The following is a 25362-nucleotide window of genomic DNA, read 5'->3' on the forward strand; positions in this document are numbered from 1 at the left end:
CGGCGTGTTCGGTCAAGAGGGTTGCCGGCTGCGCCTGGAGTGGGGTGCGGAGGGGGTCGCCGCGCTCGGTGAGCAGTGCGCGGTGCTGGTGATCGTGGACGTGCTGTCGTTCTCCACGGCGGTGGACGTCGTCGTGGCCCGCGGTGGGGCCGTGCGGCCGGTGCGCTGGTCGCAGCGGGAGACCGCCGCGCGGCCGGCGGACCCGTCGTGGACGTTGCGGCCGTCGTCGCTGGTGTCGGTGCCGGCCGGGGCGGAGTTGGAGCTGGCTTCGGCGAACGGCGCCACGTTGTGCTCGTCGGCCGGGGCCACGGGGGCGGTCGTGCTGGCGGGGTGCCTGCGCAACGCGCGGGCGGTCGCCGCGGCGGCTCGGGAGCTGGCGGCCGGCGGGCCGGTCGGCGTCGTGCCGGCCGGTGAGCGGTGGGGCGTGAACCTGGCGGAGCACGGGGACGTCGGGCCGCTGCGGCCGGCGGTCGAGGACCTGCTGGGCGCGGGCGCGATCATGTCGTCCCTGCTGGGGTACGGGTCGGCTTCGGTGGAAGCGGCTCTGGCGGCGGAGACCTACGCGTGGGCGTCGGTGGAGGACGTGCTGGCCGGCTGCGTGTCCGGCCGCGAGCTGATCTCGGCCGGCCACGCCGGTGACGTCGCCCTCGCGTCCCAGGTGAACGTCAGCGCCGCCGTCCCGCGCCTGACCGACGGCGTCCTGCGCGCCGCCTGACCCCCTCGCGAGAGTCCTGCGTTCAGGGCTCGAGAGTCCTACCTCCAGAGCGCATGAGTTCAACACTCGGCCATACCGTCCGGTATGGCCGAGTGTTGAACTCGGGGTGCGCGAACGTACGACTCACGCGCCGTGAACGCAGGACTCTCGGGGTCAGCGTTGGATGGACTTCAGCTCGGTGAACTCGTCCAGGCCGTGGGAGCCGAACTCGCGGCCGTTGCCCGACTGGCGGTAGCCGCCGAACGGGGCGCTGGTGTTGAACGCCGCGCCGTTGATGTCCACCTGCCCGGTGCGCAACCGCTTCGCCACCGCCAGGGCGCGGTCGGTGTCCGCCGAGAACACCGCGCCGCCCAAGCCGTAGATGGTGGAGTTCGCGATCCGCACGGCGTCGTCCTCGTCCGCGTAGGGCATGACGGACAGGACCGGGCCGAAGATCTCCTCCTGCGCGATCACCATGTCCGACCGGACGTCGCCGAACACGGTCGGCGCGACGAAGAAGCCGCGGTCGAGGGGGCGGGAGGCGCCGCCGAGGGCGAGCTTCGCCCCCTCCGAGACGCCGCGCTCGATGTATCCGACGGCGCGGTCGCGCTGGGCGGACGAGACCGCCGGGCCCATGCGCGTCGAGGGAAGAGCGGGATCGCCGGGCTCGTACTTGGCCGCGGCGGCGACCGCGATCTCCAACGCCTCGTCGTGCCGGGACGCGGGCACCAGCAGGCGGGTCCACGCGCTGCACGCCTGCCCGTTGTTCATGTACGCGTTGCCCACGCCGATCTTCACCGCACGCGTCAGGTCGGCGTCCTCCAGCACGACGTTCGCCGACTTGCCGCCCAGCTCCAACGCCACCCGCTTCACCGTCTCGGCGGCCAGCGCGGACACCCGCCGACCGGCCCGCGTCGAACCGGTGAACGACACCATGTCCACCATCGGGTGACTCGCCAACGCTTCGCCGACCACCGGCCCGGTGCCGTGGACGAGGGAGAACACACCTTCGGGCACGCCGACGTCGTGGAGCACCGCGGCGAGCAGGTCAGCGGTGAGGGGCGCCAGCTCGCTCGGCTTGAGCACGACCACGTTGCCCGCCGCCAGCGCGGGCACGACCTTGGCCACCATCTGCTGCAACGGGAAGTTCCACGGCGTGATGGCCGCGACGACGCCGACCGGTTCCCGCAGCACGAGCGAGTTCCCGAGCTCCGCGCCGTCGAAGTAGCCGGCGGCCAGCACGTCCGCCACCCCGCGCGCGATGCCCACGGGGTTCGGCACCTGCACCCGCGACGCGAACGTGGCGGGCGTGCCCATCTCCGCCGTCATGGTCGAGGCGAACTCGGCGGCCCGTGCCTCCAGGGCGTCCGCGATCGCCCGCACGAGGGCGAGCCGGGAGTCCGGGGCCGTCGCCGACCAGGCCGGGAACGCGGCGACCGCCCTGATCACGGCGGTGTCCACGTCGCCGACGGTGCCGGCGCGGACCGTGCCGACGACCTCTTCGGTGGTCGGGTTGACGACCTCGATCACTGCGGGCTCCCCGAGAACGATGTGACACTCCAGGACGAAACTCACCCAAGAGTGTCACATCGATCGGGTCAGGAGAAGTCCAGACCCCCGGTCCGGGTGCGCTTGAGCTCGAAGAAGTGCGGGAAGCTCGCCAACGCCCGCGCGCCGTCGAACACCTTCACGGCGTCCTCGCCGCGCGGGATCTTGGTGAGCACGGGCCCGAAGAACGCCACGCCGTCGATGTGGATCGTGGGCGTGCCGACGTCCATGCCCACCGGGTCCATGCCGCGGTGGTGGCTGGCCCGGAGGTCCTCGTCGTGCGCGTCGGTGTGCGCCGCCTCGGCCAGCTCCGCGGGCAGCCCGACGTCCTCCAGCGCCAGCTTGATGGCCTGGTCGTAGTCACGCGTCTTGCCCAGGCCCTCGTTGTGGATCCGGGTGCCGAGCGCGGTGTACAGGTCGCGCAGCACGCCGTCGCCCTTGCTCTTGGCCGCCGCGATGGCGACGCGCACCGGGCCCCAGCTGCGGTCCATCATGTCGCGGTAGTCGGCGGGCAGGTCGCGGCCCTCGTTGAGCACCGAGAGGCTCATCACGCGGAAGTCCAGGTCGAGTTCGCGCTGCTGCTCCACCTCGAGGATCCACCGGGACGAGATCCACGCGAACGGGCAGACCGGGTCGAAGTAGAAGTCGACCTTCGTACGTCCCTCTGTCGACATGCGGTGTTCCCTCCGTGGCTGTTCGTGAGCGGGTGCGCCAGGTTCGGCGCTCCCATCGTGCTCAACCAGTCGACCGCACGCAGTCTTCCCTCGGACGCCAGTCCACTTCCGGGCGTCCCACGTGATTGGATGCGACTGTCGTGTTCACCGACTCGACACCCATTTCCCGTTCCGACGACGCCGGCGCCGAGGTCCCGTGGCGGCGGCAGACGAGGTGACCAGTGGCGGCACCCAACCTCACCCGCGACCAGGCGCAGCAGCGGGCTGCGCTGCTGGAGGTCGATTCCTACCGGATCGAGCTGGACCTGACCGACGGTGGCGGCAAGCCCGGCTCGGACACGTTCCGCTCGACCACGACGGTCGCCTTCCGCAGCCGGACACCCGGCGCGTCGGCGTGGATCGACATCGTGGCCGCCAATGTCCACCGCGCCGTGCTCAACGGACACGAGCTGGACGTCTCCGAGTACCGCGAGGACGACGGCGTCCACCTGCCCGACCTGGCCGAGGTCAACGAGCTGACCGTCGAGGCCGACTGCCGGTACATGAACACCGGCGAGGGCCTGCACCGGTTCGTCGACCCGGTCGACGGCGAGGTGTACCTGTACTCGCAGTTCGAGACGGCGGACGCCAAGCGCATGTTCGCCTGCTTCGACCAGCCCGACCTCAAGTCGGTCTACGACCTCGCGGTCACCGCGCCGCACCACTGGAAGGTCGTCTCCAACTCGGCGATCGAGTCCACTGTGGATGGCGCGGGCGGCGCGGACAGGCACGTCTTCGCCACCACCAAGCCCATGTCGACGTACCTGGTCGCGCTGGTCGCGGGCCCGTACGCCGAGTGGCGCGACGAGTTCAGCGACGGCGACACCACCATCCCGCTGGGCATCTACTGCCGCGCGTCGCTCGCGCCGCACATGGACGCCGAGCGGCTGTTCACCGAGACCAAGCAGGGTTTCGGCTTCTACCACAAGGCGTTCGGGGTCACCTACCCGTTCGGCAAGTACGACCAGTGCTTCGTGCCCGAGTTCAACGCGGGCGCGATGGAGAACGCCGGCTGCGTCACGTTCCTGGAGGACTACGTCTTCCGCAGCCGCGTCACCCGCTACCTGTACGAGCGCCGCGCCGAGACCGTGCTGCACGAGATGGCGCACATGTGGTTCGGCGACCTGGTGACCATGCGCTGGTGGGACGACCTGTGGCTGAACGAGTCGTTCGCCACCTGGGCGTCGGTGCTGGCGCAGGCCGAGGCGACCGAGTACCGGCAGGCGTGGACGACGTTCGCCAAGATCGAGAAGTCGTGGGCGTACCGGCAAGACCAGCTGCCGTCCACGCACCCGGTGGCCGCCGACATCCCGGACCTCCAGGCGGTCGAGGTCAACTTCGACGGCATCACCTACGCCAAGGGCGCCTCGGTGCTCAAGCAGCTGGTGTCGTACGTGGGCCTGGACAACTTCCTGTCCGGTCTTCGGGTGTACTTCGGCAAGCACGCCTGGGGCAACGCGACGCTGGCCGACCTGCTCAACGCGCTGGAAGAGGCGTCGGGCCGCGACCTGTCGTGGTGGAGCGCGCAGTGGCTGGAGACCACCGGCCTGAACCTGCTGCGGCCCAAGTACTCGGTCGACTCCGAGGGCCGGTTCACCGAGTTCGCCGTGCTCCAGGGCGGGGCCCGGCCGGGCAAGGGCGAGCTGCGCACGCACCGGTTGGCGATCGGCGTGTACGACGCCGACGACTCCGGCAAGCTCGTGCGCACCCACCGCGTCGAGCTGGACGTGTCCGGCGAACGCACCGAGGTGCCGGAGCTGGTCGGCGTGCACCGGGGCAAGCTGGTGCTGGTCAACGACGACGACCTGACCTACTGCACGATGCGGCTGGACCCGGACTCGCTGGCGTCGCTGATCGACCACATCGCCGACATCGCCGAGCCCCTGCCGCGCACGCTGTGCTGGTCGGCGGCCTGGGAGATGACGCGTGAGGCCGAGCTGAAGGCGCGCGACTTCGTGAACCTGGTGCTCGGCGGGCTGCACTCGGAGACCGAGGTCGGCGTGGTGCAGCGGCTGCTGCTTCAGGCGCAGACGGCGCTCTCGTCGTACGCGGACGTCTCGTGGCGCGACGAGGGTTGGCGCAGGTTCTCCTCCCGGACGTTGGAGCTGGCGCGCGCCGCCGAGGCCGGTTCGGACCACCAGCTCGCGTTCGTGAACGCGCTGGCCGGTTCGGTGCTGGACGAGGCGACGGTCGAGGTGGTGCGCGGCTGGTTGGACGGCTCGGACGTGCTCCCCGGCCTCGACGTGGACACCGACCTGCGCTGGCGGCTGCTGAACGCGCTGGTCGCGCACGGCGCCGCCGGATTGGCCGAGATCCAGGCCGAGGAGGAGCGCGACCCCACCGCCACCGGTCGGCGCAAGGCCGAGTCGGCGCGCGCGCTGCGGCCGACGGTCGAGGCGAAGACCGAGGCGTGGGACCGCGCGGTGAACGACGACGAGCTGCCGAACGCGGTGTCCGAGGCGATCATCGCGGGCATCCAGCACCCCGGCCAGAAGGCGCTGCTCCAGCCGTTCGTGGCGCGGTACTTCGCCGACGCGGCCGACGTGTGGGACCGCCGGTCGAGCGAGCGGGCCCAGTCCATGATCGTCGGCTTGTTCCCGTCGTGGTCCATCTCGAAGGAGACGGTCACGGCGGCCGACGAGTGGCTGGCCGAGGAACGCCCGCCCGCCCTGCGGCGACTGGTCTCGGAAGGCCGAGCGGGCATCGTGCGCGCCCTGGCAGCCCAGGAGTTCGACCGGTCCTGAGGCTCGACGTATGACGTGCGGTGACCCGATCGTGTCACCGCACGTCATACATCTCGTAGTACGCTTGCCGCATGGGCACCATCACCTTTCGCCCGGACACCGAGACGGAACGGGCGCTGGAGCGCTTGACGGCTGACGGCCGCAGCGCTTCAGCCGCGATTCGCGAAGCCCTGCTCTTGGCCGCGAAGGTGCAGCAGGCCGAGGCGTTGCGCGAGGAGGCGCTGGCTTTGGCGGCCGACCCTGACGACGTGGCGGAAGCACGGGCCGTGCTCGCGGACCTGGAGCCACTGCGTGCGTGGTGAGGTCTACCGGCTTCGGGCGCCGCGCAACGCCACCGGGCACGAGCAGCAAAGCAGTCGCTACGCGGTCGTCGTCCAATCGAACGCGCTCCCGTTGAGCACGTGGCTGGTAGCGCCGACGTCGACCTCGGCCCGACCGGCGTCGTTCCGTCCTGAGATCGAGCTGAACGGGCAGCCGACTCGAGTGCTCGTGGAGCAGACGACAGCCGTCGACCCGCAGCGCTTGGGTGATCTGGCGGGAAGGTTGTCCTTGCACGAGATGAACGAGGTGGACACCGCTCTTCGCACCGTGCTCGACCTGTGATCCGAAGGGGGGCGGTCACGGCGGCCGACGAGTGGCTGGCCGAGGAACGCCCGCCCGCCCTGCGGCGACTGGTCTCGGAAGGCCGAGCGGGCATCGTGCGCGCCTTGGCCGCCCAGGAGTTCGACCGGTCCTGAGGCTCGACGTACGACGTGCGCGGAGCCGCTGCGGGTGTGGTGACGGCTGCGGGGTGAACGGGACGGCGCTTCAGGCGCTGTCCCGTTTCGCTTCCGGGGCGGAGCGGTGGTCGCGGTCGTAGGCGTCGGCCCAGCGGGCGAACACGTCACGCGAGTGGGCCGGGCTCAGGACGACGCGTTCCAGCTGCCGCATCTTGGCCTCGTAGGCGCTGATCGCGCTCGGGTCGTCGTGGAAGACCGTCGCCGTCTCGGTCTCCGCGTAGGCCAGCGGCTTGGTCGGCGACGAGAACGTCAGCAGGGTCGCGGAGTGGCGCAGGACCGTGTGCGACGGGGCGCTCATCGGGATGATCCGCGGGCTGATCCGCGACCACCCGCACATCAGCGTCAGGCGCAGCAGCTGGTCGCGCATGACCTTCGCGTCGCCGACGACGAGCCGCAACGCCGCCTCGTGGATGTAGATCACCATCTCCGGGCCGCCCGGCCTGCGCAACGCGTCCTGCCGCGTCATGCGCGCCTCCGTCAGGTCCCGGTCCCTGGTCAACGCGTACGCGTAGTCCTCGGTCTGCGCCAGGCTCGGCACCACCAGCGGCTCGTAGGTCGTCACCGTGCGGGCCGCGTGCTCGTGCACGGCCACCGCCGTCAGCGTGTCCGGCCACGGCTCGTGCCGGCGCAGGAAGTTGCCCCCGTCGACCTCGCTGGCGATGGCCAGGACCCGGTCACGGGTCGGCTTGTCCGCGCCGCACCGGCCGAGCAGCGTCCCGATTTCCCACGGGCTCGTGCCGCGACTGCCGGTTTCGAGTTTCGACAACTTGCCCAGCGACCAGCCGAGCGCGTCGGCGACGAACGCCGTCGACATCCGAGCGCGGTGCCGGACGCGCCGCAATTCCTCGCCCAATTCCCGGCTGCGAGCCGTGCTCAACCTCGCGGACGGCCTTTCTTCGGACTCCATGACACCCCCTATGGCGCACATCTGCAAAGGGCACGGCGGGTGGTGCGTGCAGCGAAGTCCCGTCGCGCACACCACCACCCGCCGCGCATGTCCGACCAGTGTGCGGGCTGGTCGGTAGCTCTGGTGCACAACACCTTGTCCGGCCCGCAACAGCTGGTCAATCCCCTTTTCGAGCGAGAGACTTGACCACTGGTCCCGCTTTAGTATGCATTTCCATGAACCGCAACACCTCGAAATCCATCGCACTGGGCGCGCGTTTGCGCAACGCACGGACGACGAACAAGCTCAGCCAACGCGCACTCGCGAAGAAAATCGGCGTCGTACATTCGTTGCTTTCGCGCAACGAAAGCGGCCAGCGCGTCCCGACCCGGGCGGAGGTCATCCGCATCCTCGACCCGCTCATCATCCCCGATCGGGATCGCGAAGAAATCCTGGAGATGACCGAAGACCCCAGCGGATCACCCCTCGCCATGATCGACATGCCCGAGCTGCGCGCGCAGATCGCCGCACTGATCGAGGTCGAGCAGATGGCCAGGGAGATCGTGAGCTGGTCGCCGCTGATCATCCCCGGCCTGCTCCAGGTCAGCGCCTACACCCGCTCGATCATGGAAGCCGCCCGCATCCCCGACGGGGAGATCGCCACCCGCGTCGCGGTCCGGATGGGTCGGCGGGACATCCTCACCCGCCGCAACCCGGTCCGATACACCGTCTTGATCGGCGAGGCCGTGCTCAGCCAGACGTTCGGCAGCCGAGAGGTCATGACCGAGCAGTTCGACCACCTGCTGATGATGAGCGCGCACGAGAACGTCGACCTCAGGGTGGTGCCGACGGCCACCGGCTGGCACCCGGGTCTCGACGGCGCGTTCACGGTGCTGAAGTGCGATGGCACGTCGTTCGCGCACTTGGAGAACCACGTCAGTTCGGTCTTCGTCCAGGAGGCCGAGTCGGTAGCCGGCTTCGAGGCGTGCGTGCCAAGGTTGATGGAGGTCGCGATGAGCACGGAGCAGTCGTTCGAACTCATCGCGAAGGAGGTGCAACGGACGACGGGAGTCGCATGACCGTGCGCTGGAAGAAATCCAACCGGAGTGTCAGCGATGGCTCTTGCGTCGAGGTGGCGAACCACTTCGACGCGGTGCGGGACAGCAAGAACCCCTCGGTCGTGCTGGGCGTCAGCCCGGCACGGCTGAAGGCGTTCGTGAACGCCCTCAAGGCACGGTGAATGCGAAGGCCCCGGCGGGGTACGCCGGGGCCTTCACTTCGTCGTTCGAGGTCGTCAGCCGTGCTTGGGAGCCGGACCGGCCTGGTCGGTCAGCATCCGCAGGCCGCTCACCAGGCCGCCGGACAGGTCGCCCTCCTTGAAGGAGGCGACCATGCTCATCACGGCCAGCTTCGCGCCGCGGTCGGCGATGCGGCGGTGGGACTCCTCGCCCGTCACCACCTCCACCCGGCGTTCACCGGGCGACACCGCGACGAGCACGGCGTGCGTGGGGCGCGTGGTGCCGGCGTGCAGCTCCTCGGCCTTCGCCCGCGCGTCCGCGCCCAGCTCGCCGAGGTACACGCTGAAGTCCAGCCCGGTGGTGCGGCTGGCCAGCGTCAGCGCCTCGTCCAGGCTCGACAGCTGCACCGGCGTGAACGGCAGGCTCGGCGGGTGCGGCTCGTACATCTTGGCGGCGGACACCCGGCCGCTGTTGGTGACGACCTCGCCGACCTCCAGCGTCGACGGGTCGACGTCCACCCTCGTCAGCTCACCAGTTGCCACGGGCACCTCCCTTGGCGGTACGGCCCTCGGCCGGCGCCGTGACGGCCTGGTGCGCGCCGCCGGGCAAGCCCGCCGGGTTCGCCGTCCACCAGACGGGGGCGTAGTTCCACTCCTGGCCCGGGCGGTACCGCTGAATGCGGGTGGCCTTCGGCCTCAGCGTCAGTAGCGTGATCACGCCGTAGATGGCCAGCGGGATCAGCGCGAAGACGAGCACGGTCTCCACGATGGTCACGCCGGTTACGGTAACCGATCGTCCTGGTCAGGTCGGGGTGAGGGCACCGTTTCCGCACCGGGGTGGGCCGAGCGGTGCGCGCGGGGCCGCCCGGCGGTCCGGCCAACTGTGAACGCGGCCCGGTCGGCGCGGTCCGCGACTACGCGTACGGCGGTGACCACGTCGTGGGACACCGGCTCGGGCGGCGGGCACGCGACCGTCACGGACATGGCGCTGCCACGTGGCATATGACCCTTTGTGATCTACCCGACGCCCTACCTGCGACGACGTCACCCTCAGTGTCCATCGGTGCCGGATGCACCAGCTTCCACGCTCGATCGTCGCAGTGCGTACACCCGGATGGCCTTCCCCCGGACGGAGGCGAATGGCGGCCGGTTTGGCGTCTTGTCCTGGGCCCACTCGGCTTCTAGCTTTTCACCTGTACGGGTCTTGCGCATCCGATTCCGGAGCCCAATTCCCGCCCGATGAGTCTCGGAGGACACGACATGTACACCATGAACCTTGTTCTGGTCGCCGCCCTCACTCTTTCGTCGTACACCCAATCGGAGCAGAGCGTTACCACTGTTCAGCCTCAAGCAGTGCTCGCCGAGTCGGTGCGCATCACCGCCGACGACTCCGTTCGGATCACCTCCCAAGGCTCCGTCCGGATCACCTCGGACTCCGTCCGGATCACCGGGGACGACCCGGGCTCGGTGCGCATCACGACAGTGGGGTCGGTGCGCATCACGTCGGGCTCCGTGCGGATCACGAAGGGTTCCGTGCGCATCACGAACGACCCCCAGGACCACGTCCTGGCGGCCTGAGCACGAGCGGTCGCTAAGCCGCGGGCTCGCCGAGGTAGGGCAGCCACTGCGGGTCGGCCTCGGTGACGCCGGCCAGCAGCCGCCAGTGCGGCCCGCGGGGCGCGTTGGGCACCACCCGCAGGCGCCAGCCGAGCTCCGAGAGGAGCTTGTCGGCCTTGCGGTGGTTGCACTTCGCGCAGCAGGCGACGCAGTTGGTCCACGAGTGGGGGCCGCCGCGGCTGCGCGGCACCACGTGGTCGATCGTCTCGGCGCGTCCGCCGCAGTACGCGCAGCGGTACCGGTCCCGGTGCATCAGCCCGGCCCGCGTGAGCGGCACCCGGCCCCGGTAGGGCACCCGCACGTAGTTCGCCAGCCGGATCACCGACGGGACGACCACCGCGGACGTCGAGGAGTGGACGACGGCCCCGGCGGGGTCGCCGTGCACGACCTCGGCCTTGCCGCACACCACGAGGACCACCGCGCGCCGCAGGGGCAGCGCGGTGAGCGGTTCGAACGTGGCGTTGAGCAGCAGGACCTTGCGCCTTCCCCAAGGCAGCACCACGGGCGCCGGACCGGCCCCCTGGCCGTCGGCCACAGTGTGCACGGTGTTCAGCGCGAGCTGCTTCTGGCCGGACGGCACCGACGACGCGATCCCGGCGTTCACCAGGGCGCCGATCGGGGTGGGTTGTCGGTCTGGCACGCGACCACCTCCACCGGTTCAGGGCCTAGCAGACCACAGATCGACCCCAAAAATCACCTGTGATATGTGACGGGTCACGAAGCCGAGAGCGAAACTCGGGTGAACAGACCCCTATCGGACATGGTTTTCAACACCCGGGCTACGCTCGGCGAGGTGACCGAAGCCTCCCGCGCAGCGCTGCCTGCGACGATCACCTACCCGGCCGCGCCGCGGCTCGACCTCGTCGACGACCTGCACGGAAACGCGGTCCCCGACCCCTACCGCTGGCTCGAGGACCCTGCGGACCCCCGAACCGCCGCGTGGTCCGCCGAACAGGACGGGGTGGCCCGGTCCTGGCTGGACGCGATGCCGGGCCGGGACGCGCTCGCCGCCCGCCTGGGCGAGCTGATGCGGACCGGTTCCGTGGGCACACCGGTGTGGCGGGCCGGGCGGGCGTTCTACACCCGCCGGGGGCCGGACGAGGACCACCCGGTGCTGTACGTGCGGGTGGACGGCGTGGAGCGGGTGCTGCTGGACGTGTCGCGGCTCGACCCGTCCGGCCGGACCACGCTCGACCAGTGGTCGCCGTCCCGCGAGGGCACGCGGCTGGCCTACCAGGTGTCGATCGGTGGTGACGAGCACTCGTTGCTGCACGTCCTGGACGTCGACACCGGCGAGCTGCTGGACGGCCCGATCGACCGGTGCCGGTACTCGCCGGTCGGCTGGCTGCCCGGCGGCGAGGAGTTCTTCTACGTGCGCCGGGTCGACCCCGCGCTGGTGCCCGAGGACGAGCGGCAGTTCCACCGGCGGGTGTGGCGGCACCGGGTGGGCACGCCCGCGGCCGACGACGTGAACGTGCACGGCGACGGCCTCGACCACACCTACTACTACGGGCTGTCGTTGTCGGAGGACGGCCGGTGGCTGGTGGTGAACGGCGCGCCCGGCACCGTGCGGCGGGACTCGGTGTGGATCGCCGACCTGCACGGCTCCGGCGAGCTGACGCCGGTCGTGCGCGACTCCGACGACGTGCAGTGCTCGGCGTGGGTCGCCCCGGACGGGCGGCTCTACCTGCGGACCAGCCTCGACGCGCCCCGGTTCCGGGTGTGCGTGGCCGACCCGACGGCGCCGGGCGAGTGGACCGAGCTGGTCGGCGAGCAGCCGGACTCGGTGCTGGACGCGGTGACCTGGCTGGACGGGTCGCTGGTGCTGCTGCGGACCCGGCACGCGGTCTCGGAGCTGCACCTGCACTCCCCCGCGACCGGCGAGCACCTGCGGGAGATCCCGCTGCCCGGGACGGGGTCGCTGCACGGGTTGTCCACAGTCGACCGGCTGACCGGTGCGGACCGGGACGTGCTGTGGTTCGGGTGGTCGGACTTCATCACGCCCTTGTCGGTGTACCGCTACTCGCTGTCGAGCGGGCGGACCGAGTTGGAGGCGGCGGCGCCCGGGACGGTGTCGCTTCCGGAGTTGTCCACACAACAGGTCTCGTACACGTCGTCCGACGGCACGGTCGTGCGAATGTTCGTGGTGTCCGGCGAGCAGCACCCGGACCTGCCCCGGCCGACGTTGCTCACCGGGTACGGCGGGTTCGCGGTGGGGCGCGGGCCGGGGTACAGCGCGACCACGTTGGCGTGGGTCGAGGCGGGCGGCGTGTGGGCGCACGCGTCGTTGCGCGGCGGCGACGAGGAGGGTGGGGAATGGCACCGGGCGGGGATGCGCGAGCGCAAGCAGAACGTGTTCGACGACTTCCACGCGGCGGCCGAGTGGTTGATCCGCGACGGGTGGACCACGCCGCAGCAGTTGTCGATCATGGGCGGGTCGAACGGCGGGCTGCTCGTCGGGGCGGCGTTGACGCAGCGGCCGGAGCTCTACGCGGCGGTGGTGTGCTCAGCGCCACTGCTGGACATGGTGCGCTACGAGAACTTCCTGCTGGGGCGGCTCTGGGCCGAGGAGTACGGCTCGGCGGCCGTGCCCGAAGAGCTGGCGTGGCTGCTGGCCTACTCCCCGTACCACCGGGTGCGGACGGGAGTTGAGTACCCTTCGGTGCTGTTCACGGTCTTCGAGTCGGACAGCCGCGTGGACCCGAACCACGCCCGGAAGATGTGCGCGGCGCTGCAGCACGCGACGTCGAGTGATCCGACCAAGCACCCGGTGCTGCTCCGCCGCGAGACCGAGGTGGGGCACGCGGGCCGCTCGGTGAGCCGATCGGTCGGCCTGGCCGTGGACCAGTTGACCTTCTTGGCCTGGGCGACCGGCCTGGAGTTGTGAGTGGAGGACTGAGCAGGTGCTGGACGTGGAGCCGACGCCGACACCGGTGTTCGACGTGGAGTCGACCCTCGCCGTCGAGTGGTGGGTGACCAACGGTCCCAAGATCGCCGAGGGCGCGTTGCGGATCGCGTTGACGCTGATCATCGCGGTGGTGGTCCGGTTCGTGCTCCGCCGGCTGATCGACCGGATGACCCGGGGCAACGGCGGGCGGAAGCCGAAGCTGCTCAAGCCGCTGCGGGAGCGCGCTCCCCAGGCGCTGGGCGCCCTGGTCTCCGAACGGCGCGAGCAGCGGGCCAAGACCATCGGCTCGGTGCTCAAGTCGTTCGTCACGATCATCGTGTTCGGGGTGGCGTTCATCCAGGTCCTCACCGAGCTGGGCATGAACCCCGCGCCCATCCTGACCTCGGCGGGCATCCTCGGCGTCGCCATCGGCTTCGGCGCGCAGAACCTGGTCAAGGACTTCCTGTCCGGCATGTTCATGATGTTGGAGGACCAGTACGGCGTCGGCGACGTGGTCGACCTCGGTCCCGCGACGGGCACGGTGGAGTCGGTGGCGCTGCGGATCACCACGATCCGCGACACCAACGGCACCGTCTGGTACGTCCGCAACGGCGAGATCCTGCGGGTCGGCAACTCGTCGCAGGGCTTCGCGGTGGCGGTGGTCGACCTGCCGCTCGGGTACGGCGCGAACCTGGCGTCGGCGACCGAGGTGCTCACCAAGGCCGTGGAGGACGCCACGGGCGAGGAGTTGCTGGCCAAGGACGTCATCGACAAGCCGCAGGTGCTCGGCGTGGAGAAGGTCACGCCCGAGGGCATCACCATGCGGGTGACGGTGAAGGTCCGGCCGGGCCGCCAGTGGGCCGTCCAGCGCGCCCTGAGGGCCAAGCTGATGCCCGCGCTGGACGACGCGGGCATCTCGCTCAAGTCGTCCTAGGCCTCCTGGGCAGCCTGGCCCGGGTCCGCCTGGGCCGGCTGACGGCGATCGGGCAGGGGCCGTCGTGCTCCTGCCCGACCACCTGGCAGCCGCTCAGGCCGCGATCACCGTGGTGAGCGCGTCGGCCAGCAGCCGTGCTTCCTTCGAGCGGACGGCGTCGGCCACGGCCCGGTCGCGGACGACCTTGATGCGGTCGAAGGTCCTGGTCGAGCTGATGCGCCCGGCCGGGCGGAGCAGGTCGGCCGCCAGGCGGTTCGCCTCCGCGTGCTCGCCCTGCAGCACGCGGACGCCGAGCAGCGAGATCACGTCGAACAGGTTCGACCGCTGGTAGGAGTCACGGCGCAGGCGCAGCGCCTCCGCGAGGTGCGGTTCGGCCTTCCGCTCCGTGCCCGGCCGGTGCTCGGCGGCGGTCCGGTACGACAGGGCCGCCATGCCCTCCAGCCCGGCCCGGTCGAAGTAGGACAGCCAGCCGGGCGTCTCGGCGGGGTCGGCCCGCGAGAACCGCTCTTGCGCCGTGCCCACGGCCCGGTCCACCGCCTCGACGTCGCCCAGGGTCGCGTGCGCCCACGCCTCACACGTGGAGAGCATCGCGGAGGGCATCGGCCCCAGCCGGTCCCCCGCTCCCCGCCGGGCCAGGGCGACCAGCGACAACGCCTCGCGCGGCCGGCCGACGTGCACCATCTGGCGGGCCATCCGGGACAGCACCTCGACACCCAGACCGGTGTCACGTGCCCGCTTCGCGCAGTGCAGCGCCAGCGTGAAGTAGCGCTGCGCGGTCGCCTGGAGGCCCACGTCGTGCGACATCCAGCCCGCCAGCCTGGCCAGGTCCGCGGTCGAGCGGAACAGGCGCCGGGAGATCGGGTCGGGGTAGCCGTGGTCGAGCAGGTCGGTCATCGCCTTGAGCTGCCCCACCACGGCCTCGCGGTACAGCCCGCCGCCGCGCTTGGCGTCCCAGGCCCAGAACGTCCTGGTCGCGGACTCGATCTCGACGATCTCCGCGGCGCCGATCCGGCCCGGTCCCAGCGCCGGGGTCGGCGCCGCGTCGCCCGCCTCCAGCCACCCGGCCAACCGCCCCTCCAGGACCGCGCCGGTGGCGAGGGCGGCGGTCGCGCCGAGCACGTCCCTGCGTTTGATCATCAGATCGCTCCTCGTGAAGTCCTGCAACGTCGCGACCAGGCCCCGGTGGTCCCACGACACGTGGTCGCGGGTCGGCGACACCCCCGTCAACCCGAGGTCGGCCGGCGTGAACGGCCTGCCCAGCCGGTCGGCGAACAACGCCGCCAGCAGGTCCGGGACGGGGTGCCGCGGCTGCTCGCCCTCCAGCCACCGCCGCACCCGGGAGCTGTCCGGCGCGACGTTGTGCCCCCTCGCCCGGCCGAGCCTCCCGACGGCGCGCGCGAGTTCGAGCTGGGTCCACCCCGCCTGCCGGAACCAGTGCACCAACGCCTCGTTCGACCCGCTCATGTCGTGTCCTCCCTCGCGGCAGGAGATGCCGGGGCCAGGATGCGGGGCGGCGTGGCGCGTTCACCACGAATCGGGCCAGTGCGCCAACCGTTCGCCAAGCGCCGGCGCCGGCGGATCGGGGCCGCCCGGATGACGGCTCAACGACGGCGGGGCCTCGGCGGGGTGGCCCGGAGGCGGCAGGTCGAGCAGGACGGGCGGCGGCGGGCGGATGGCGGCGGGTCGGTCACCGGGCCCAGCGGCGGCGGCAGCGGCGGGTCGCCTCGTCCACCGCGAGTAGGCGGGGTCGGCGTGCGCTGCCGCACGGGTCCTGAGGCAGGATGGAGGGGTGACCACTCCTCCGGAGAACTTCTACGAAGCAGTGGGCGGGTACGAGACGTTCCACAAGATCGTCGCCGTCTTCTACCAGGAAGTGGCCGACGATCCCGTCCTGCGTCCGCTGTACCCCGAAGAGGACCTCGGTCCCGCCGAGGAGCGCTTCCGGCTGTTCCTGATGCAGTACTGGGGCGGCCCGCACACGTACTCGGACAACCGGGGTCATCCTCGGTTGCGGATGCGTCACGCTCCGTTCGTCATCGGTCCCGCGGAGCGGGACGCCTGGTTGCGCTGCATCAAGGTCGGCGTCGACGCGGTCGACCTCTCCCCCGAGCACCGCAAGCAGCTCTGGGCGTACCTGGAGATGGCCGCGAACAGCATGATGAACGCCTGGGTGTGATTCGTGATCACACGAACGGGGTCGTGGTGTCGGTCGCGAATGGCAGGATGACTCCTCGTGCGACGATCCTCCGATCTACAACCAGAGATCGCCGACGAGTCCGCCTGGTGGCGTGACGCCGTCTTCTACCAGGTCTACGTCCGATCGTTCGCCGACGCGAACGGTGACGGCGTGGGCGACCTCGACGGTATCCGCTCCCGGCTCGGCTACCTCGAACTGCTGGGCGTGGACGCCCTCTGGCTCACGCCGTTCTTCACCTCGCCCATGGCCGACCACGGCTACGACGTGGCCGACCCGCGTGACGTCGACCCGCTGTTCGGCGACCTGGCCGCGTTCGACCGGCTGGTGACCGAGGCGCACGCCCACAACCTCAAGGTCACCATCGACCTGGTCCCGAACCACACCAGCGACCGGCACGCCTGGTTCCAGGCCGCGCTGCGGGCCGGGCCGGGGTCGGTCGAGCGGGACCGGTTCGTGTTCCGCGACGGCGGCGGGTTCGACGGGTCCGTGCCGCCGAACAACTGGCCCAGCCAGTTCGGCGGGCCGGCGTGGACCCGGGTGCCCGACGGGCAGTGGTACCTGCACCTGTTCGCGCCCGAGCAGCCCGACCTGAACTGGGACAACCCCGAGGTCGCCGCCGACCTGACGCGCACGCTGCGGTTCTGGCTCGACCGCGGTGTCGACGGGTTCCGCATCGACGTGGCGCACGGCATGGCCAAGCCCTTCGGGTTGCCGAACATCGATCCGCGGGCGCAGCTGGGCGCGGGCGTCATGCACGACAACTCGCTGGACCCCCGGTTCGACAACGACGGCGTGCACGAGGTGCACCGGATGATCCGCAAGGTCATCGACGAGTACCCGGGCCGGATGGCCGTCGGCGAGATCTGGGTGAAGGACGACGAGCGGTTCGCCCGCTACATCCGGCCCGACGAGCTGCACCTCGGGTTCAACTTCCGGCTCGTCGGGGCGCCGTTCGACGCGGACGGCGTGCGGTCGGCGATCGAGCACTCGCTGGGCGCGGTCCGCGGCCTGGACACGCCTCCCACCTGGACGTTGTCCAACCACGACGTGACGCGGCACGTGACGCGGTACGGCGGCGGCGCGATCGGCGCGCAGCGGGCGAAGGCGATGACGCTGGTCGAGCTGGCGCTGCCCGGCGTGGTCTACCTCTACAACGGCGAGGAGCTCGGCCTGCCGGACGTGGAGCTGCCCGAGTGGGCGTTGCAGGACCCGATCTGGCTGCGGTCCGGGCACACCGACCGCGGTCGGGACGGGTGCCGGGTGCCGCTGCCGTGGGAGGGCGACACGCCGCCGTTCGGCTTCTCCCAGGCCGTGACCACGTGGCTGCCGCAGCCGAACGAGTGGGCGGGCCTGACCGCCGAGTCGCAGCTGGAAGACCCGGGGTCGATGCTGTCGTTCTACCGGCAGGCGCTGGAGCTGCGGAAGTCGCAGCCGGCGTTCGACGGCGACGAGCTGGAGTGGTACGGCGCGCCGCCCGGGTGCTTCGCGTTCCGGCGCAAGGGCGGCGGGCTGATCTGCGCGCTGAACACGTCCGGCGGCCCGGTGCCGCTGCCGCCCGGCGAGATCCTGCTGGCCAGCGGCCCGATGGACGGCAACCAGCTGCCGCCCGACACGGCGGTCTGGCTGGTCTAGCGCCGCTGGTCCGGTGCACGGGGGGAGGCGCGGTCCGTCGGCCGCGCCCCCGACCCGCTCAGACCAGCAGGGGCAGCATGGAGTGGCGGCGGCGGACCACCGCGCCGAACCGGGCGTCGATGCGCAGCCACGAGTCGGTGGCGGTGATGCGCACGTCGTCACCGCCCAGGAAACCCATGCCGGACAACGCGAACAGGCACCGCATCGGCACCTTCACGTCCAAGCCGGAACCGCTCACCGTGAGCACGGTCTGGTCCAGCAGCGAAGCGGGCGGCGTGCCGCGCGGCCCCGCGTTCTCCCGCGCCACCTCCACGCCCTTCTCCGCCAGCTCCGACACCACGCTGCCGGGCAGCCGGTCCACCGGCAGCCAGCCCGCCACCGGCGGCAGCGCCGAGCGCCACATCATGTCCCGCGCCGGACCCGGGTCGACGGTCTCGCTGCGCACCACGGCCAAGCCGGTCAGCAGGTCGGTGCCCGACACGGTGACGTCGCCCGGCGCGGCCTGCCCGGCCACGGTCCGGGTCGCGAGGGTGTCGAACGGGGTCGCCACCCACGCGTCGACCAGGCCGCCGGACGGGCGGTTGCGCAGCCGCACCACGGCTTGACCGTCCAACCGGACGGCACGGGCGACGAACGCGCCGAGGTCGTCCCGCTCGGCGGGGTCGGCGAGGACCAACTCAGGCACCATTACCTCCGGCACGCCAGCCCGCGAGGAAATCGCGCTCGGCTTCGAGAAGACGGCGCGGACGCCCGGCCGTCAGGTTGTACGGCACCATGAGGGTCTCCGCCGTCGTGACGACGGCACTGCCCTCCTGGCGACCGCCGCGGACCGTGTAGTCCAACGTGAACGACGCGGACTTCAATTCCCGCACGGACATCTCCACCACGATCTCCTCACCGGTGAACACCACCGGCGAGAGGTAGTCCACGACGAGCCGGGCAACGACCAGGCCGCGCGACATCTCCGGCACACCGTGCCTGGCGGCCTCGGTGAACAGCAGGTCGATGCGCGCCTCTTCGAGCAAGGTCACCGTGTTGGCGTGGTTGACGTGGCCGAACGCGTCCATGTCCGACCAGCGCGGCCGAACGCCCGTGACGAACACACCCAAGTTGAACGCGCCTCCCGCTGTCGCTGCGTGACCGTGACCCTATCGACGTGCTACTGCCAGGTTAAGCGCGCGTCCACGTCGAGGAATCGACCCAGGTCGGCGACCTCTTCCGCGACGTCCGGCCGTTCTGCGCGGTCGTCGAACGGCCGCACGGTGAAGAGCGCGCCGTCGCGCCGCCACACCGCGACGACCCGGCCGTCCACGACGACGTGAGGGGTGAGGAAACCGCCGCCGGTCTGCACGAGCGGCGCGTGTTCGGGGGCGAGGGCCGCGGAGCGGTCGCGGTAGCCGAGGAGGTAGGTGTCGAAGTGGCCGAGCATCCGCACGACGCCGGTCGGGGTGGCCGGTTCGGCCGGGCGGGTCGGGGAGGCCGCCACCTCGGGCAGGTCTTCGAGCTGACGCTTGGGCAGGCCGCTCCAAGCCGCGAAGTCGTCGGGCGTGGCGGGTCCGTAGGCACGCCGGTAGCGCCGCCACAGCTCGTCCACGCCGCGGGGTTCGCAGTCGACCCGCAGGAGGCGGTAGGTGTCGTCCAGCCCCCGGCACAGCACGCCGGAGTTCGCGGCGAACGCCAGCAGGTGCGCGGGCGCCTGCGATCCCGGGTCGAGGACCACGCCGACCTCGGCGAGCCGGCGCACGAGTTCGGCGCGGTCCACCGGCTCGGTCAGGACTTCGCGGAGCGCGGGCAGCGCGCGAGCGCACAGCTCGTCGGTGAGGCCGAGTTGTTCGCGGCGGCGTCGCCCGGCGGCGATGAAGGTCGGACCGAGCAGCTGCACCACCCACAGGTCGTCCCGGTGGAGCAGGTGGAGGGTGCCGCGCATGGCCCAGGTGCGCACCAAGGGCCCGTCGAGGGACCTCACGCCCCGGGCGCGCGCTGCGAGCCGTGCCGCCGGGACGTCCTGGGCTTGCAGGGCGAAGATCGAGGCGAGCAGGTCCGTCGCGTCGGAAGCCGGGTGCGAGAGCCGTTGGGCCCGCATCCGTGCCGCGAGCGACGTCATCTGGGCCGGGCGCCCGTCGAACCGCGCACCACCAGCTCGGGCTGGAACACGAACTCCGCGTGCGGTGCGGGCGTGCCGCCGATCTCCTCCAGCAACGCGTGCACGGCGGCCTGCCCCATCGCCTCGACCGGCTGCCGGATCGTGGTCAGCGGCGGGTCGGCGAACACGATCAGCGGCGAGTCGTCGAAGCCGACGACGGAGACGTCACGCGGCACGTCGAGGCCCCGGTGGCGGGCCGCGCGGATCGCGCCGAACGCCATCAGGTCGCTGCCGCACACGATCGCCGTGCAGCCGCGGTCCAGCAGGGCGTTGGCCGCCGCCTGGCCGCCCTCGACGGTGAACAAGGAGTGCTCGACCAGGGCGGCGGCCCGCGGTCGGACGAGCGTGAAGCCCTCCACCATGCGTTGGGCGGGCACGAACCTCGGCGGACCCACGGCCAGGCCGATCGTCTCGTGCCCGAGTTCGACCAGGTGGGTGACCGCCAACCGGACAGCCGCCCGGTTGTCCACCGAGACGAACGGCGCGGACACCTGGTCGGTGTAGCCGTTGACCATCACGAACGGCACGCCGCGCCCGGCCAGCTTCACGTACCGGTCCTTGTCGGCGGTCGTGTCGGCGTGCAGGCCGGACACGAAGACGATCCCGGTGACGCCCCGGTCGACCAGCATCTCGGTCAGCTGGTCCTCGGTGGAGCCGCCGGGCGTCTGCGTGCACAGCACCGGCGTGTAGCCGTCGCGGGTCAGCACCTGCTCGATGACCTGCGCGAACGCCGGGAAGATCGGGTTGTTCAGCTCGGGGGTGATCAACCCGATCAACCCGGCGCTGCGCTGGCGGAGCCTGGGCGGGCGCTCGTAGCCGAGCACGTCCATCGCGGCGACCACCGCCTGGCGGGTCGTGGCCGAGACGCCTGGCTTGCCGTTGACCACTCGGCTGACCGTCGCCTCGCTCACGCCTGCCTGGGTCGCGATGTCACTGAGCCGCGCTGTCACACCGGGTGACTCTACGGGCGCGAGAGCCACACGGTCGTGTCCGGCGGCACGAGGACGTCCGCGTCTTCGGTCGCGAGACCACCGGAGGCGAGCAGCACCTCGCCGTCGGCGCGCAGACGTGCCACGTCAGGGCCGAAGTTCACCACGCAGGTGAAGGCGCCGCGGCGGAACGCCAGCACGCCGGTCGCCGTGGCCGCCGGCGCGTCGAGCCCACCTTCCAGCCCCTCTTCCAGCCCTTCTTCCAGCCACTCGACGTCCGAGCCCGCGCCGAGGTCCGGGTGCTCCCGCCGCACGCGCAGCGCGCTGCGGTACAGCTCCAGCACCGAGTTCGGGTCACCGAGCTGACTCGCCACGCTGAGGTCGGCCCACGAGGAGGGCTGCGGCAGCCACGAGCCGCCGTCGCCGAAGCCGAACGACGGGCCGTCGGGCGTCCACGGGATCGGCACGCGGCAGCCGTCCCGGCCCCGGTCGGTGTGGCCGGACCGCGTCCACACCGGGTCCTGCAGGACGTCCTCGGGCAGGTCGAGCACCTCGGGCAGGCCCAGCTCCTCGCCCTGGTAGACGTAGGCGCTGCCGGGCAGCGCGAGCATCAGCATCGCGGCGGCACGGGCGCGCGCCACGCTGCCGTACCGGGTCACGTGCCGCTGCACGTCGTGGTTGGACAGCACCCACGTGGTCGGCGCGGCGACCGGCCTCATCGCGGCCAGCGAGTCGTCGATGACCTGCTTGACGTCGGCGGCGGTCCACTCGGCGGTCAGGTAGTGGAAGTTGAACGCCTGGTGCAGCTCGTCGGCGCGCAGGTAGCGGGCGGTGCGCTCGGGGCTCGGCGTCCACGCCTCGGCCACGCCGATCCGGTTGCCCGGGTAGGAGTCGAGCACCTTGCGCCAGTCGCGGTAGATCTCGTGCACGCCGTCCTGGTCGAAGAACGGCAGCGACTCCGTGCCCAGCAGCTTGAGGTGGCCGGGCGTGCCGACGTCGGGCAGGCCGTCGGCCTTGACCATGCCGTGCGCGACGTCGATGCGGAAGCCGTCCACGCCGAGGTCGAGCCAGAAGCGCAGCACGTCGAGGAACTCGTCGCGCACCTCCGGCTGGTCCCAGTTCAGGTCCGGCTGCTCGGGCGCGAACAGGTGCAGGTACCACTGGCCGTCGGCGGTCCTGGTCCACGCGGGGCCGCCGAAGACGGACTCCCAGTCGTTGGGCGGGAGGTCGCCGTGGCCGTCGGAGGAGGAGAGGCCGTCGCGGAAGTGGTAGCGGGCGCGTTCCGGGGAGCCGGGAGGTGAGGCGAGGGCCTGCTGGAACCACTCGTGCCGGTCGCTGGTGTGGTTCGGGACCAGGTCCACGATCACCCGGATGCCGAGCGCGTGCGCCTCGTCCAGGAGCGCCCTGGCGTCGTCGTTGGAACCGAACATCGGGTCGACGGTCCGGTAGTCGGCGACGTCGTAGCCGCCGTCGGCCATCGGGGACCGGTAGAACGGCGTGATCCAGACGGCGTCCACGCCGAGGTCGGCCAGGTAGGGCAGCCGGGAGCGGATGCCGGGCAGGTCACCGACGCCGTCGCCGTCCGAGTCGGCGAAGCTGCGCACGTAGACCTGGTAGATGACGGCCTCGCGCCACCAGTCCTGCGTCATGGGGGGTCCTTCCGGATCGGTTCCGCCGGAGGGCAATGAAATACTTTGCAAGTGTTTTCAGCAAGTCTGCCAGCTGGTATGACCTAGAGCACATCCCTGCCAGCTAGGAGACATCGTGGTTTCCTCAAGTCGACGCGCCTTGGGCGTGATAGCCGTACTCCTGTTCAGCCTTTTGGCGGCTCCGCAAAGTTTTGCAACGCCGCCGTCCGCGAAGGACGTGACCGCGACCTTGTTCCAGTGGCCGTTCGCGCGGGTCGCCGCGGAGTGCACGAACGTGCTCGGCCCGAAGGGCTACGGGTTCGTGGAGGTGTCACCGGCCACCGAGCACATCCAGGGCTCCCAGTGGTGGACCTCCTACCAGCCCGTCAGCTACCGCATCGCCGGACGCCTCGGTGACGAGACCGCGTTCCGGAACATGGTGAACACCTGCCACGCGGCGGGCGTGAAGGTCATCGCGGACGCGGTGATCAACCACATGAGCGCCGGGTCGGGCACGGGCACCGGCGGCTCGTCGTACGCGAAGTACAACTACCCCGGCGTCTACAGCGACCCGGACTTCCACTCGTGCCGCACCGCGATCAGCGACTACCGCAACCGCGACAACGTGCAGAACTGCGAGCTGGTCAACCTGTCGGACCTGAACACCGGCAGCGACTACGTGCGCGGGCGGATCGCGACCTACCTGAACCACCTGATCTCGCTCGGCGTGGACGGGTTCCGGATCGACGCGGCCAAGCACATGGCGGCGGCCGACCTGGCCGCGATCAAGTCCCGGCTGAGCAACCCGGGCATCTACTGGGTGCACGAGGTGATCTACGGGGCCGGCGAGGCCGTGCAGCCCGGCGAGTACACCGGATCGGGTGATGTCGACGAGTTCCGGTACGCCTACGACCTCAAGCGGATCTTCAACAACGAGAACCTGGCGTACCTGAGCACGTTCGGGCAGTCGTGGGGCTACCTGGCGAGCGGTCAGGCGCGGTCGTTCGTGGACAACTGGGACACCGAGCGCAACGGGTCGACGTTGACCTACCGCGACGGCTCGACGTACACGCTGGCGAACGTGTTCATGCTGGCGTGGCCCTACGGTTCCCCGAACGTGTACTCGGGTTACGAGTTCTCCAACCACGACGCCGGGCCGCCGTCCGGGTCGGAGTGCTACACGTCCGGGTGGAAGTGCCAGCACCGGTGGACGCAGATCTCGTCGATGGTCCAGTTCCGCAACGCGGTGGCCGGCACGGCGGTCGTGAACTGGTGGGACAACGGCGGCGACGCCATCGCGTTCGGGCGGGGCAACAAGGGCTTCGTCGCGATCAACCGGGAGTCGTCGGCGATGACGCGGACGTTCCAGACCTCGCTGCCCGCCGGGTCGTACTGCAACGTGCAGCAGGACGGGTGCGTCGCGGTGGCGGTCGGGTCGAACGGCCAGTTCACCGCCACGTTGGGCGCGGGCGAGGCGTTGGCGCTGCACGTCGGCGCGACGGGGATCGGCAACCCGCCGGCCGGGACGACGTCGTTCGCGGTGAACGCCACCACGTCGTTGGGGCAGAACATCTTCGTGGTCGGCGACCACCCGTCGCTCGGCGCGTGGAACACGGGCGCGGCGGTCGCGCTGTCCTCGGCGGCGTACCCGACGTGGCGGGGATCGGTGTCGCTGCCGGCGGGGACGTCGTTCCAGTACAAGTACATCCGGAAGGACGCCGGCGGCGCGGTGACGTGGGAGAGCGGAACGAACCGGTCGGCGACGTCACCGGCGGTGCTGTCGGACACCTGGCGCGGTTAGCGGTCGCCCGGCGGCGATGAGCAGGTGAGAGGGCGGGCGGGGCGCGGGTGGCGTCCCGCCCGCCCCTCGGGTTCCACCTACCCGACCGCGGCGTTGTCCAGCGGTGCTCCGCGGTTGCGGCGAGGCCTCGTCGGCAGGTCGGAGGAAGCCAGCAGGGCCAGCTTGTCCGCGTCGGCCGAACCCGCGTCCGGGTGGCACACGACGAGCATCAGGCCGTCGGTCCCGGCGATGGCGAGACGTTCGCGGTTGAGGGTCAGTTCACCCACTTGGGGGTGGTTGATCCGGATCGGCGTCCCGCGCTGCCCGCGCACCTCGTGGCGGGCCCAGAGCCGGCGGAACCTCGGGCTCGCCAGCGAGAGCTCCTCGGTCAGCTCGACGAAGCGGGGATCGTCGAAGTCGTTGCCCACGGCCTGCCGCAGGTTCGCGACGAAGCACTCCGTGACGTCCTCCCAGTCCGGGTGCAGCGCCTGCACGGCCGGGACCAGGAACATGTCCCGCAGCTGGTTGCCCCCGGCGGTGAGATGGGGTGACAGCGCCCGGGCCAGGCTGTTCGAGGCCAGGACGTCGAAGTAGCGCCCCTCGATGAAAGCCGGCTGGGCGAGGGAGTCCACCAGCTTGAGCGCACCGGGCGGCGGGACCTCCTCACGCGGGCGGCGTTGCCGGGGAGCTTCCGACACCAACGTCATCAGGTGCGCGATGTGGTCGTCGTCGAGCTGGAGCACGCGCGCGATCGACTCGATGACCTGGACGGACGGGTTGCGGTCACGGCCGCGTTCCAGCCGCAGGTAGTAGTCGGCGCTGATGCCGGCGAGCATGGCGACTTCCTCGCGGCGCAACCCGGGCACGCGCCGCACGCCCACGCCGGGGATGCCGGCCTGCTGGGGCGTCACGAGCTCGCGTCGGGCCCGCAGGTACGCGCCGAGGGCATTCGTCGTGTCGCTCATGAGGGCTCGCTCGCGGGGGCTCGCCCCGAGGTCTCGTCCAGGAGGCAGG

The 25362-nt window shown here is 71.1% G+C and carries 25 protein-coding genes and 1 pseudogene; 13 read left to right on the forward strand and 13 right to left on the reverse strand.

Annotated features, from left to right (window positions below; translation table 11 throughout):
- Positions 1–4 precede the first annotated feature (4 nt).
- Positions 5–715, forward strand: a complete 711-nt coding sequence (locus tag EDD40_RS16335; protein ID WP_246037687.1) for a 2-phosphosulfolactate phosphatase — start codon at positions 5–7, stop codon at positions 713–715.
- Positions 716–868: 153 nt separating this feature from the next.
- Here EDD40_RS16335 and EDD40_RS16340 read toward each other — a convergent pair whose 3' ends face one another.
- Positions 869–2224: an aldehyde dehydrogenase family protein gene (locus tag EDD40_RS16340; RefSeq protein WP_123743679.1), complete on the reverse strand. Its 1356-nt coding sequence runs from the start codon at positions 2222–2224 to the stop codon at positions 869–871.
- A 68-nt stretch (positions 2225–2292) separates the two neighbouring features.
- Positions 2293–2916, reverse strand: coding sequence for a mycothiol-dependent nitroreductase Rv2466c family protein (locus EDD40_RS16345; protein WP_123743680.1), 624 nt, complete (start codon positions 2914–2916; stop codon positions 2293–2295).
- Positions 2917–3137: 221 nt separating this feature from the next.
- Here EDD40_RS16345 and pepN point away from each other — a divergent pair, with 221 nt between their 5' ends.
- The 4 genes and pseudogenes from pepN to EDD40_RS41740 all read left to right on the forward strand — a co-directional run.
- Positions 3138–5699 (forward strand): aminopeptidase N, encoded by a 2562-nt coding sequence (pepN, locus tag EDD40_RS16350; protein WP_123743681.1) that lies wholly within the window; start codon positions 3138–3140, stop codon positions 5697–5699.
- Between the two features lie 71 nt (positions 5700–5770).
- On the forward strand, positions 5771–6001 hold the full coding sequence (locus tag EDD40_RS16355) for a hypothetical protein (protein ID WP_123743682.1): 231 nt from the start codon (positions 5771–5773) through the stop codon (positions 5999–6001).
- Positions 5991–6302: a type II toxin-antitoxin system PemK/MazF family toxin gene (locus tag EDD40_RS16360; RefSeq protein ID WP_123743683.1), complete on the forward strand. Its 312-nt coding sequence runs from the start codon at positions 5991–5993 to the stop codon at positions 6300–6302. The genes EDD40_RS16355 and EDD40_RS16360 overlap by 11 nt, the downstream gene beginning before the upstream one ends.
- Positions 6257–6436, forward strand: a pseudogene (locus tag EDD40_RS41740) (hypothetical protein); the annotation flags it as partial. The gene EDD40_RS16360 and the pseudogene EDD40_RS41740, both read left to right, overlap by 46 nt.
- A 70-nt stretch (positions 6437–6506) precedes the next feature.
- On the opposite strand, the gene EDD40_RS16365 reads toward EDD40_RS41740, so the two are convergent.
- Positions 6507–7406: a Scr1 family TA system antitoxin-like transcriptional regulator gene (locus EDD40_RS16365; protein ID WP_123743684.1), complete on the reverse strand. Its 900-nt coding sequence runs from the start codon at positions 7404–7406 to the stop codon at positions 6507–6509.
- A gap of 194 nt (positions 7407–7600) precedes the next feature.
- On the opposite strand from EDD40_RS16365, the gene EDD40_RS16370 reads away from it, so the two are divergent.
- Both EDD40_RS16370 and EDD40_RS16375 read left to right on the forward strand, forming a co-directional pair.
- Positions 7601–8443, forward strand: a complete 843-nt coding sequence (locus tag EDD40_RS16370) for a helix-turn-helix domain-containing protein (protein WP_123743685.1) — start codon at positions 7601–7603, stop codon at positions 8441–8443.
- Complete coding sequence (locus EDD40_RS16375) at positions 8440–8604, forward strand: DUF397 domain-containing protein (protein WP_123743686.1); 165 nt, start codon at positions 8440–8442, stop codon at positions 8602–8604. Before EDD40_RS16370 ends, EDD40_RS16375 begins: the two co-directional genes overlap by 4 nt.
- 54 nt (positions 8605–8658) lie before the next feature.
- Here EDD40_RS16375 and EDD40_RS16380 read toward each other — a convergent pair whose 3' ends face one another.
- Positions 8659–9144 (reverse strand): DUF5130 family protein, encoded by a 486-nt coding sequence (locus EDD40_RS16380; RefSeq protein WP_123743687.1) that lies wholly within the window; start codon positions 9142–9144, stop codon positions 8659–8661.
- On the reverse strand, positions 9131–9376 hold the full coding sequence (gene ctaJ, locus EDD40_RS16385; protein ID WP_106615147.1) for an aa3-type cytochrome oxidase subunit CtaJ: 246 nt from the start codon (positions 9374–9376) through the stop codon (positions 9131–9133). The genes EDD40_RS16380 and ctaJ overlap by 14 nt, the downstream gene beginning before the upstream one ends.
- Before the next feature lie 485 nt (positions 9377–9861).
- Between ctaJ and EDD40_RS16390 the strand changes: the two genes are divergently transcribed.
- Entirely contained in the window at positions 9862–10179 is a 318-nt protein-coding gene (locus tag EDD40_RS16390) for a hypothetical protein (RefSeq protein ID WP_148088820.1), read from the forward strand.
- A 13-nt stretch (positions 10180–10192) separates the two neighbouring features.
- Here the strand turns inward: EDD40_RS16390 and EDD40_RS16395 are convergent, their stop codons facing one another.
- The gene (locus EDD40_RS16395; protein ID WP_246037689.1) at positions 10193–10858 is read right to left on the reverse strand and encodes an HNH endonuclease; all 666 of its coding nucleotides are present in this window, start codon (positions 10856–10858) and stop codon (positions 10193–10195) included.
- A 153-nt stretch (positions 10859–11011) separates the two neighbouring features.
- On the opposite strand from EDD40_RS16395, the gene EDD40_RS16400 reads away from it, so the two are divergent.
- Both EDD40_RS16400 and EDD40_RS16405 read left to right on the forward strand, forming a co-directional pair.
- Positions 11012–13105: a prolyl oligopeptidase family serine peptidase gene (locus EDD40_RS16400; RefSeq protein ID WP_246037690.1), complete on the forward strand. Its 2094-nt coding sequence runs from the start codon at positions 11012–11014 to the stop codon at positions 13103–13105.
- 16 nt (positions 13106–13121) lie between these two features.
- The gene (locus tag EDD40_RS16405; RefSeq protein WP_123743690.1) at positions 13122–14039 is read left to right on the forward strand and encodes a mechanosensitive ion channel family protein; all 918 of its coding nucleotides are present in this window, start codon (positions 13122–13124) and stop codon (positions 14037–14039) included.
- Positions 14040–14132: 93 nt separating this feature from the next.
- Here EDD40_RS16405 and EDD40_RS16410 read toward each other — a convergent pair whose 3' ends face one another.
- Positions 14133–15503 (reverse strand): NsdA family TPR-like regulatory protein, encoded by a 1371-nt coding sequence (locus tag EDD40_RS16410; protein ID WP_123743691.1) that lies wholly within the window; start codon positions 15501–15503, stop codon positions 14133–14135.
- A gap of 325 nt (positions 15504–15828) precedes the next feature.
- Here EDD40_RS16410 and EDD40_RS16415 point away from each other — a divergent pair, with 325 nt between their 5' ends.
- Positions 15829–16215: a globin gene (locus EDD40_RS16415; protein WP_123743692.1), complete on the forward strand. Its 387-nt coding sequence runs from the start codon at positions 15829–15831 to the stop codon at positions 16213–16215.
- Positions 16216–16272: 57 nt separating this feature from the next.
- Complete coding sequence (locus EDD40_RS16420) at positions 16273–17868, forward strand: glycoside hydrolase family 13 protein (protein ID WP_123743693.1); 1596 nt, start codon at positions 16273–16275, stop codon at positions 17866–17868.
- 58 nt (positions 17869–17926) lie between these two features.
- Here the strand turns inward: EDD40_RS16420 and EDD40_RS16425 are convergent, their stop codons facing one another.
- The 5 genes from EDD40_RS16425 to EDD40_RS16445 are packed head-to-tail and all read right to left on the reverse strand — an operon-like array spanning position 17927 to position 22589.
- Entirely contained in the window at positions 17927–18553 is a 627-nt protein-coding gene (locus tag EDD40_RS16425) for a DUF8010 domain-containing protein (protein ID WP_123748066.1), read from the reverse strand.
- Positions 18546–18977: an acyl-CoA thioesterase gene (locus tag EDD40_RS16430; RefSeq protein ID WP_123743694.1), complete on the reverse strand. Its 432-nt coding sequence runs from the start codon at positions 18975–18977 to the stop codon at positions 18546–18548. The genes EDD40_RS16425 and EDD40_RS16430 overlap by 8 nt, the downstream gene beginning before the upstream one ends.
- A gap of 50 nt (positions 18978–19027) precedes the next feature.
- Positions 19028–19972, reverse strand: coding sequence for a DNA glycosylase AlkZ-like family protein (locus EDD40_RS16435; protein ID WP_123743695.1), 945 nt, complete (start codon positions 19970–19972; stop codon positions 19028–19030).
- Positions 19969–20961: a LacI family DNA-binding transcriptional regulator gene (locus EDD40_RS16440; RefSeq protein ID WP_201438873.1), complete on the reverse strand. Its 993-nt coding sequence runs from the start codon at positions 20959–20961 to the stop codon at positions 19969–19971. Before EDD40_RS16440 ends, EDD40_RS16435 begins: the two co-directional genes overlap by 4 nt.
- Before the next feature lie 11 nt (positions 20962–20972).
- On the reverse strand, positions 20973–22589 hold the full coding sequence (locus EDD40_RS16445) for a glycoside hydrolase family 13 protein (protein WP_123743697.1): 1617 nt from the start codon (positions 22587–22589) through the stop codon (positions 20973–20975).
- 217 nt (positions 22590–22806) lie between these two features.
- On the opposite strand from EDD40_RS16445, the gene EDD40_RS16450 reads away from it, so the two are divergent.
- Entirely contained in the window at positions 22807–24369 is a 1563-nt protein-coding gene (locus tag EDD40_RS16450; protein WP_246037691.1) for a carbohydrate-binding module family 20 domain-containing protein, read from the forward strand.
- Positions 24370–24446: 77 nt separating this feature from the next.
- Here the strand turns inward: EDD40_RS16450 and EDD40_RS16455 are convergent, their stop codons facing one another.
- A complete protein-coding gene (locus tag EDD40_RS16455; RefSeq protein ID WP_123743699.1) occupies positions 24447–25313 on the reverse strand; it encodes a helix-turn-helix domain-containing protein in 867 nt (288 codons plus the stop codon).
- Between the last annotated feature and the right edge of the window lie 49 nt (positions 25314–25362).

Source organism: Saccharothrix texasensis (assembly GCF_003752005.1).
Classification (GTDB): Bacteria; Actinomycetota; Actinomycetes; order Mycobacteriales; family Pseudonocardiaceae; genus Actinosynnema; species Actinosynnema texasense.

Bases quoted from the DNA above. Each gene is read 5' to 3' on its own strand.
- EDD40_RS16345 (WP_123743680.1), bottom strand. From the start codon at position 2,916: ATGTCGACAGAGGGACGTACGAAGGTCGACTTCTACTTCGACCCGGTC.
- EDD40_RS16355 (WP_123743682.1), top strand. From the start codon at position 5,771: ATGGGCACCATCACCTTTCGCCCGGACACCGAGACGGAACGGGCGCTG.
- EDD40_RS16365 (WP_123743684.1), bottom strand. From the start codon at position 7,406: ATGTGCGCCATAGGGGGTGTCATGGAGTCCGAAGAAAGGCCGTCCGCG.
- EDD40_RS16370 (WP_123743685.1), top strand. From the start codon at position 7,601: ATGAACCGCAACACCTCGAAATCCATCGCACTGGGCGCGCGTTTGCGC.
- EDD40_RS16375 (WP_123743686.1), top strand. From the start codon at position 8,440: ATGACCGTGCGCTGGAAGAAATCCAACCGGAGTGTCAGCGATGGCTCT.
- EDD40_RS16390 (WP_148088820.1), top strand. From the start codon at position 9,862: ATGTACACCATGAACCTTGTTCTGGTCGCCGCCCTCACTCTTTCGTCG.
- EDD40_RS16410 (WP_123743691.1), bottom strand. From the start codon at position 15,503: ATGAGCGGGTCGAACGAGGCGTTGGTGCACTGGTTCCGGCAGGCGGGG.
- EDD40_RS16435 (WP_123743695.1), bottom strand. From the start codon at position 19,972: ATGACGTCGCTCGCGGCACGGATGCGGGCCCAACGGCTCTCGCACCCG.
- EDD40_RS16445 (WP_123743697.1), bottom strand. From the start codon at position 22,589: ATGACGCAGGACTGGTGGCGCGAGGCCGTCATCTACCAGGTCTACGTG.
- EDD40_RS16455 (WP_123743699.1), bottom strand. From the start codon at position 25,313: ATGAGCGACACGACGAATGCCCTCGGCGCGTACCTGCGGGCCCGACGC.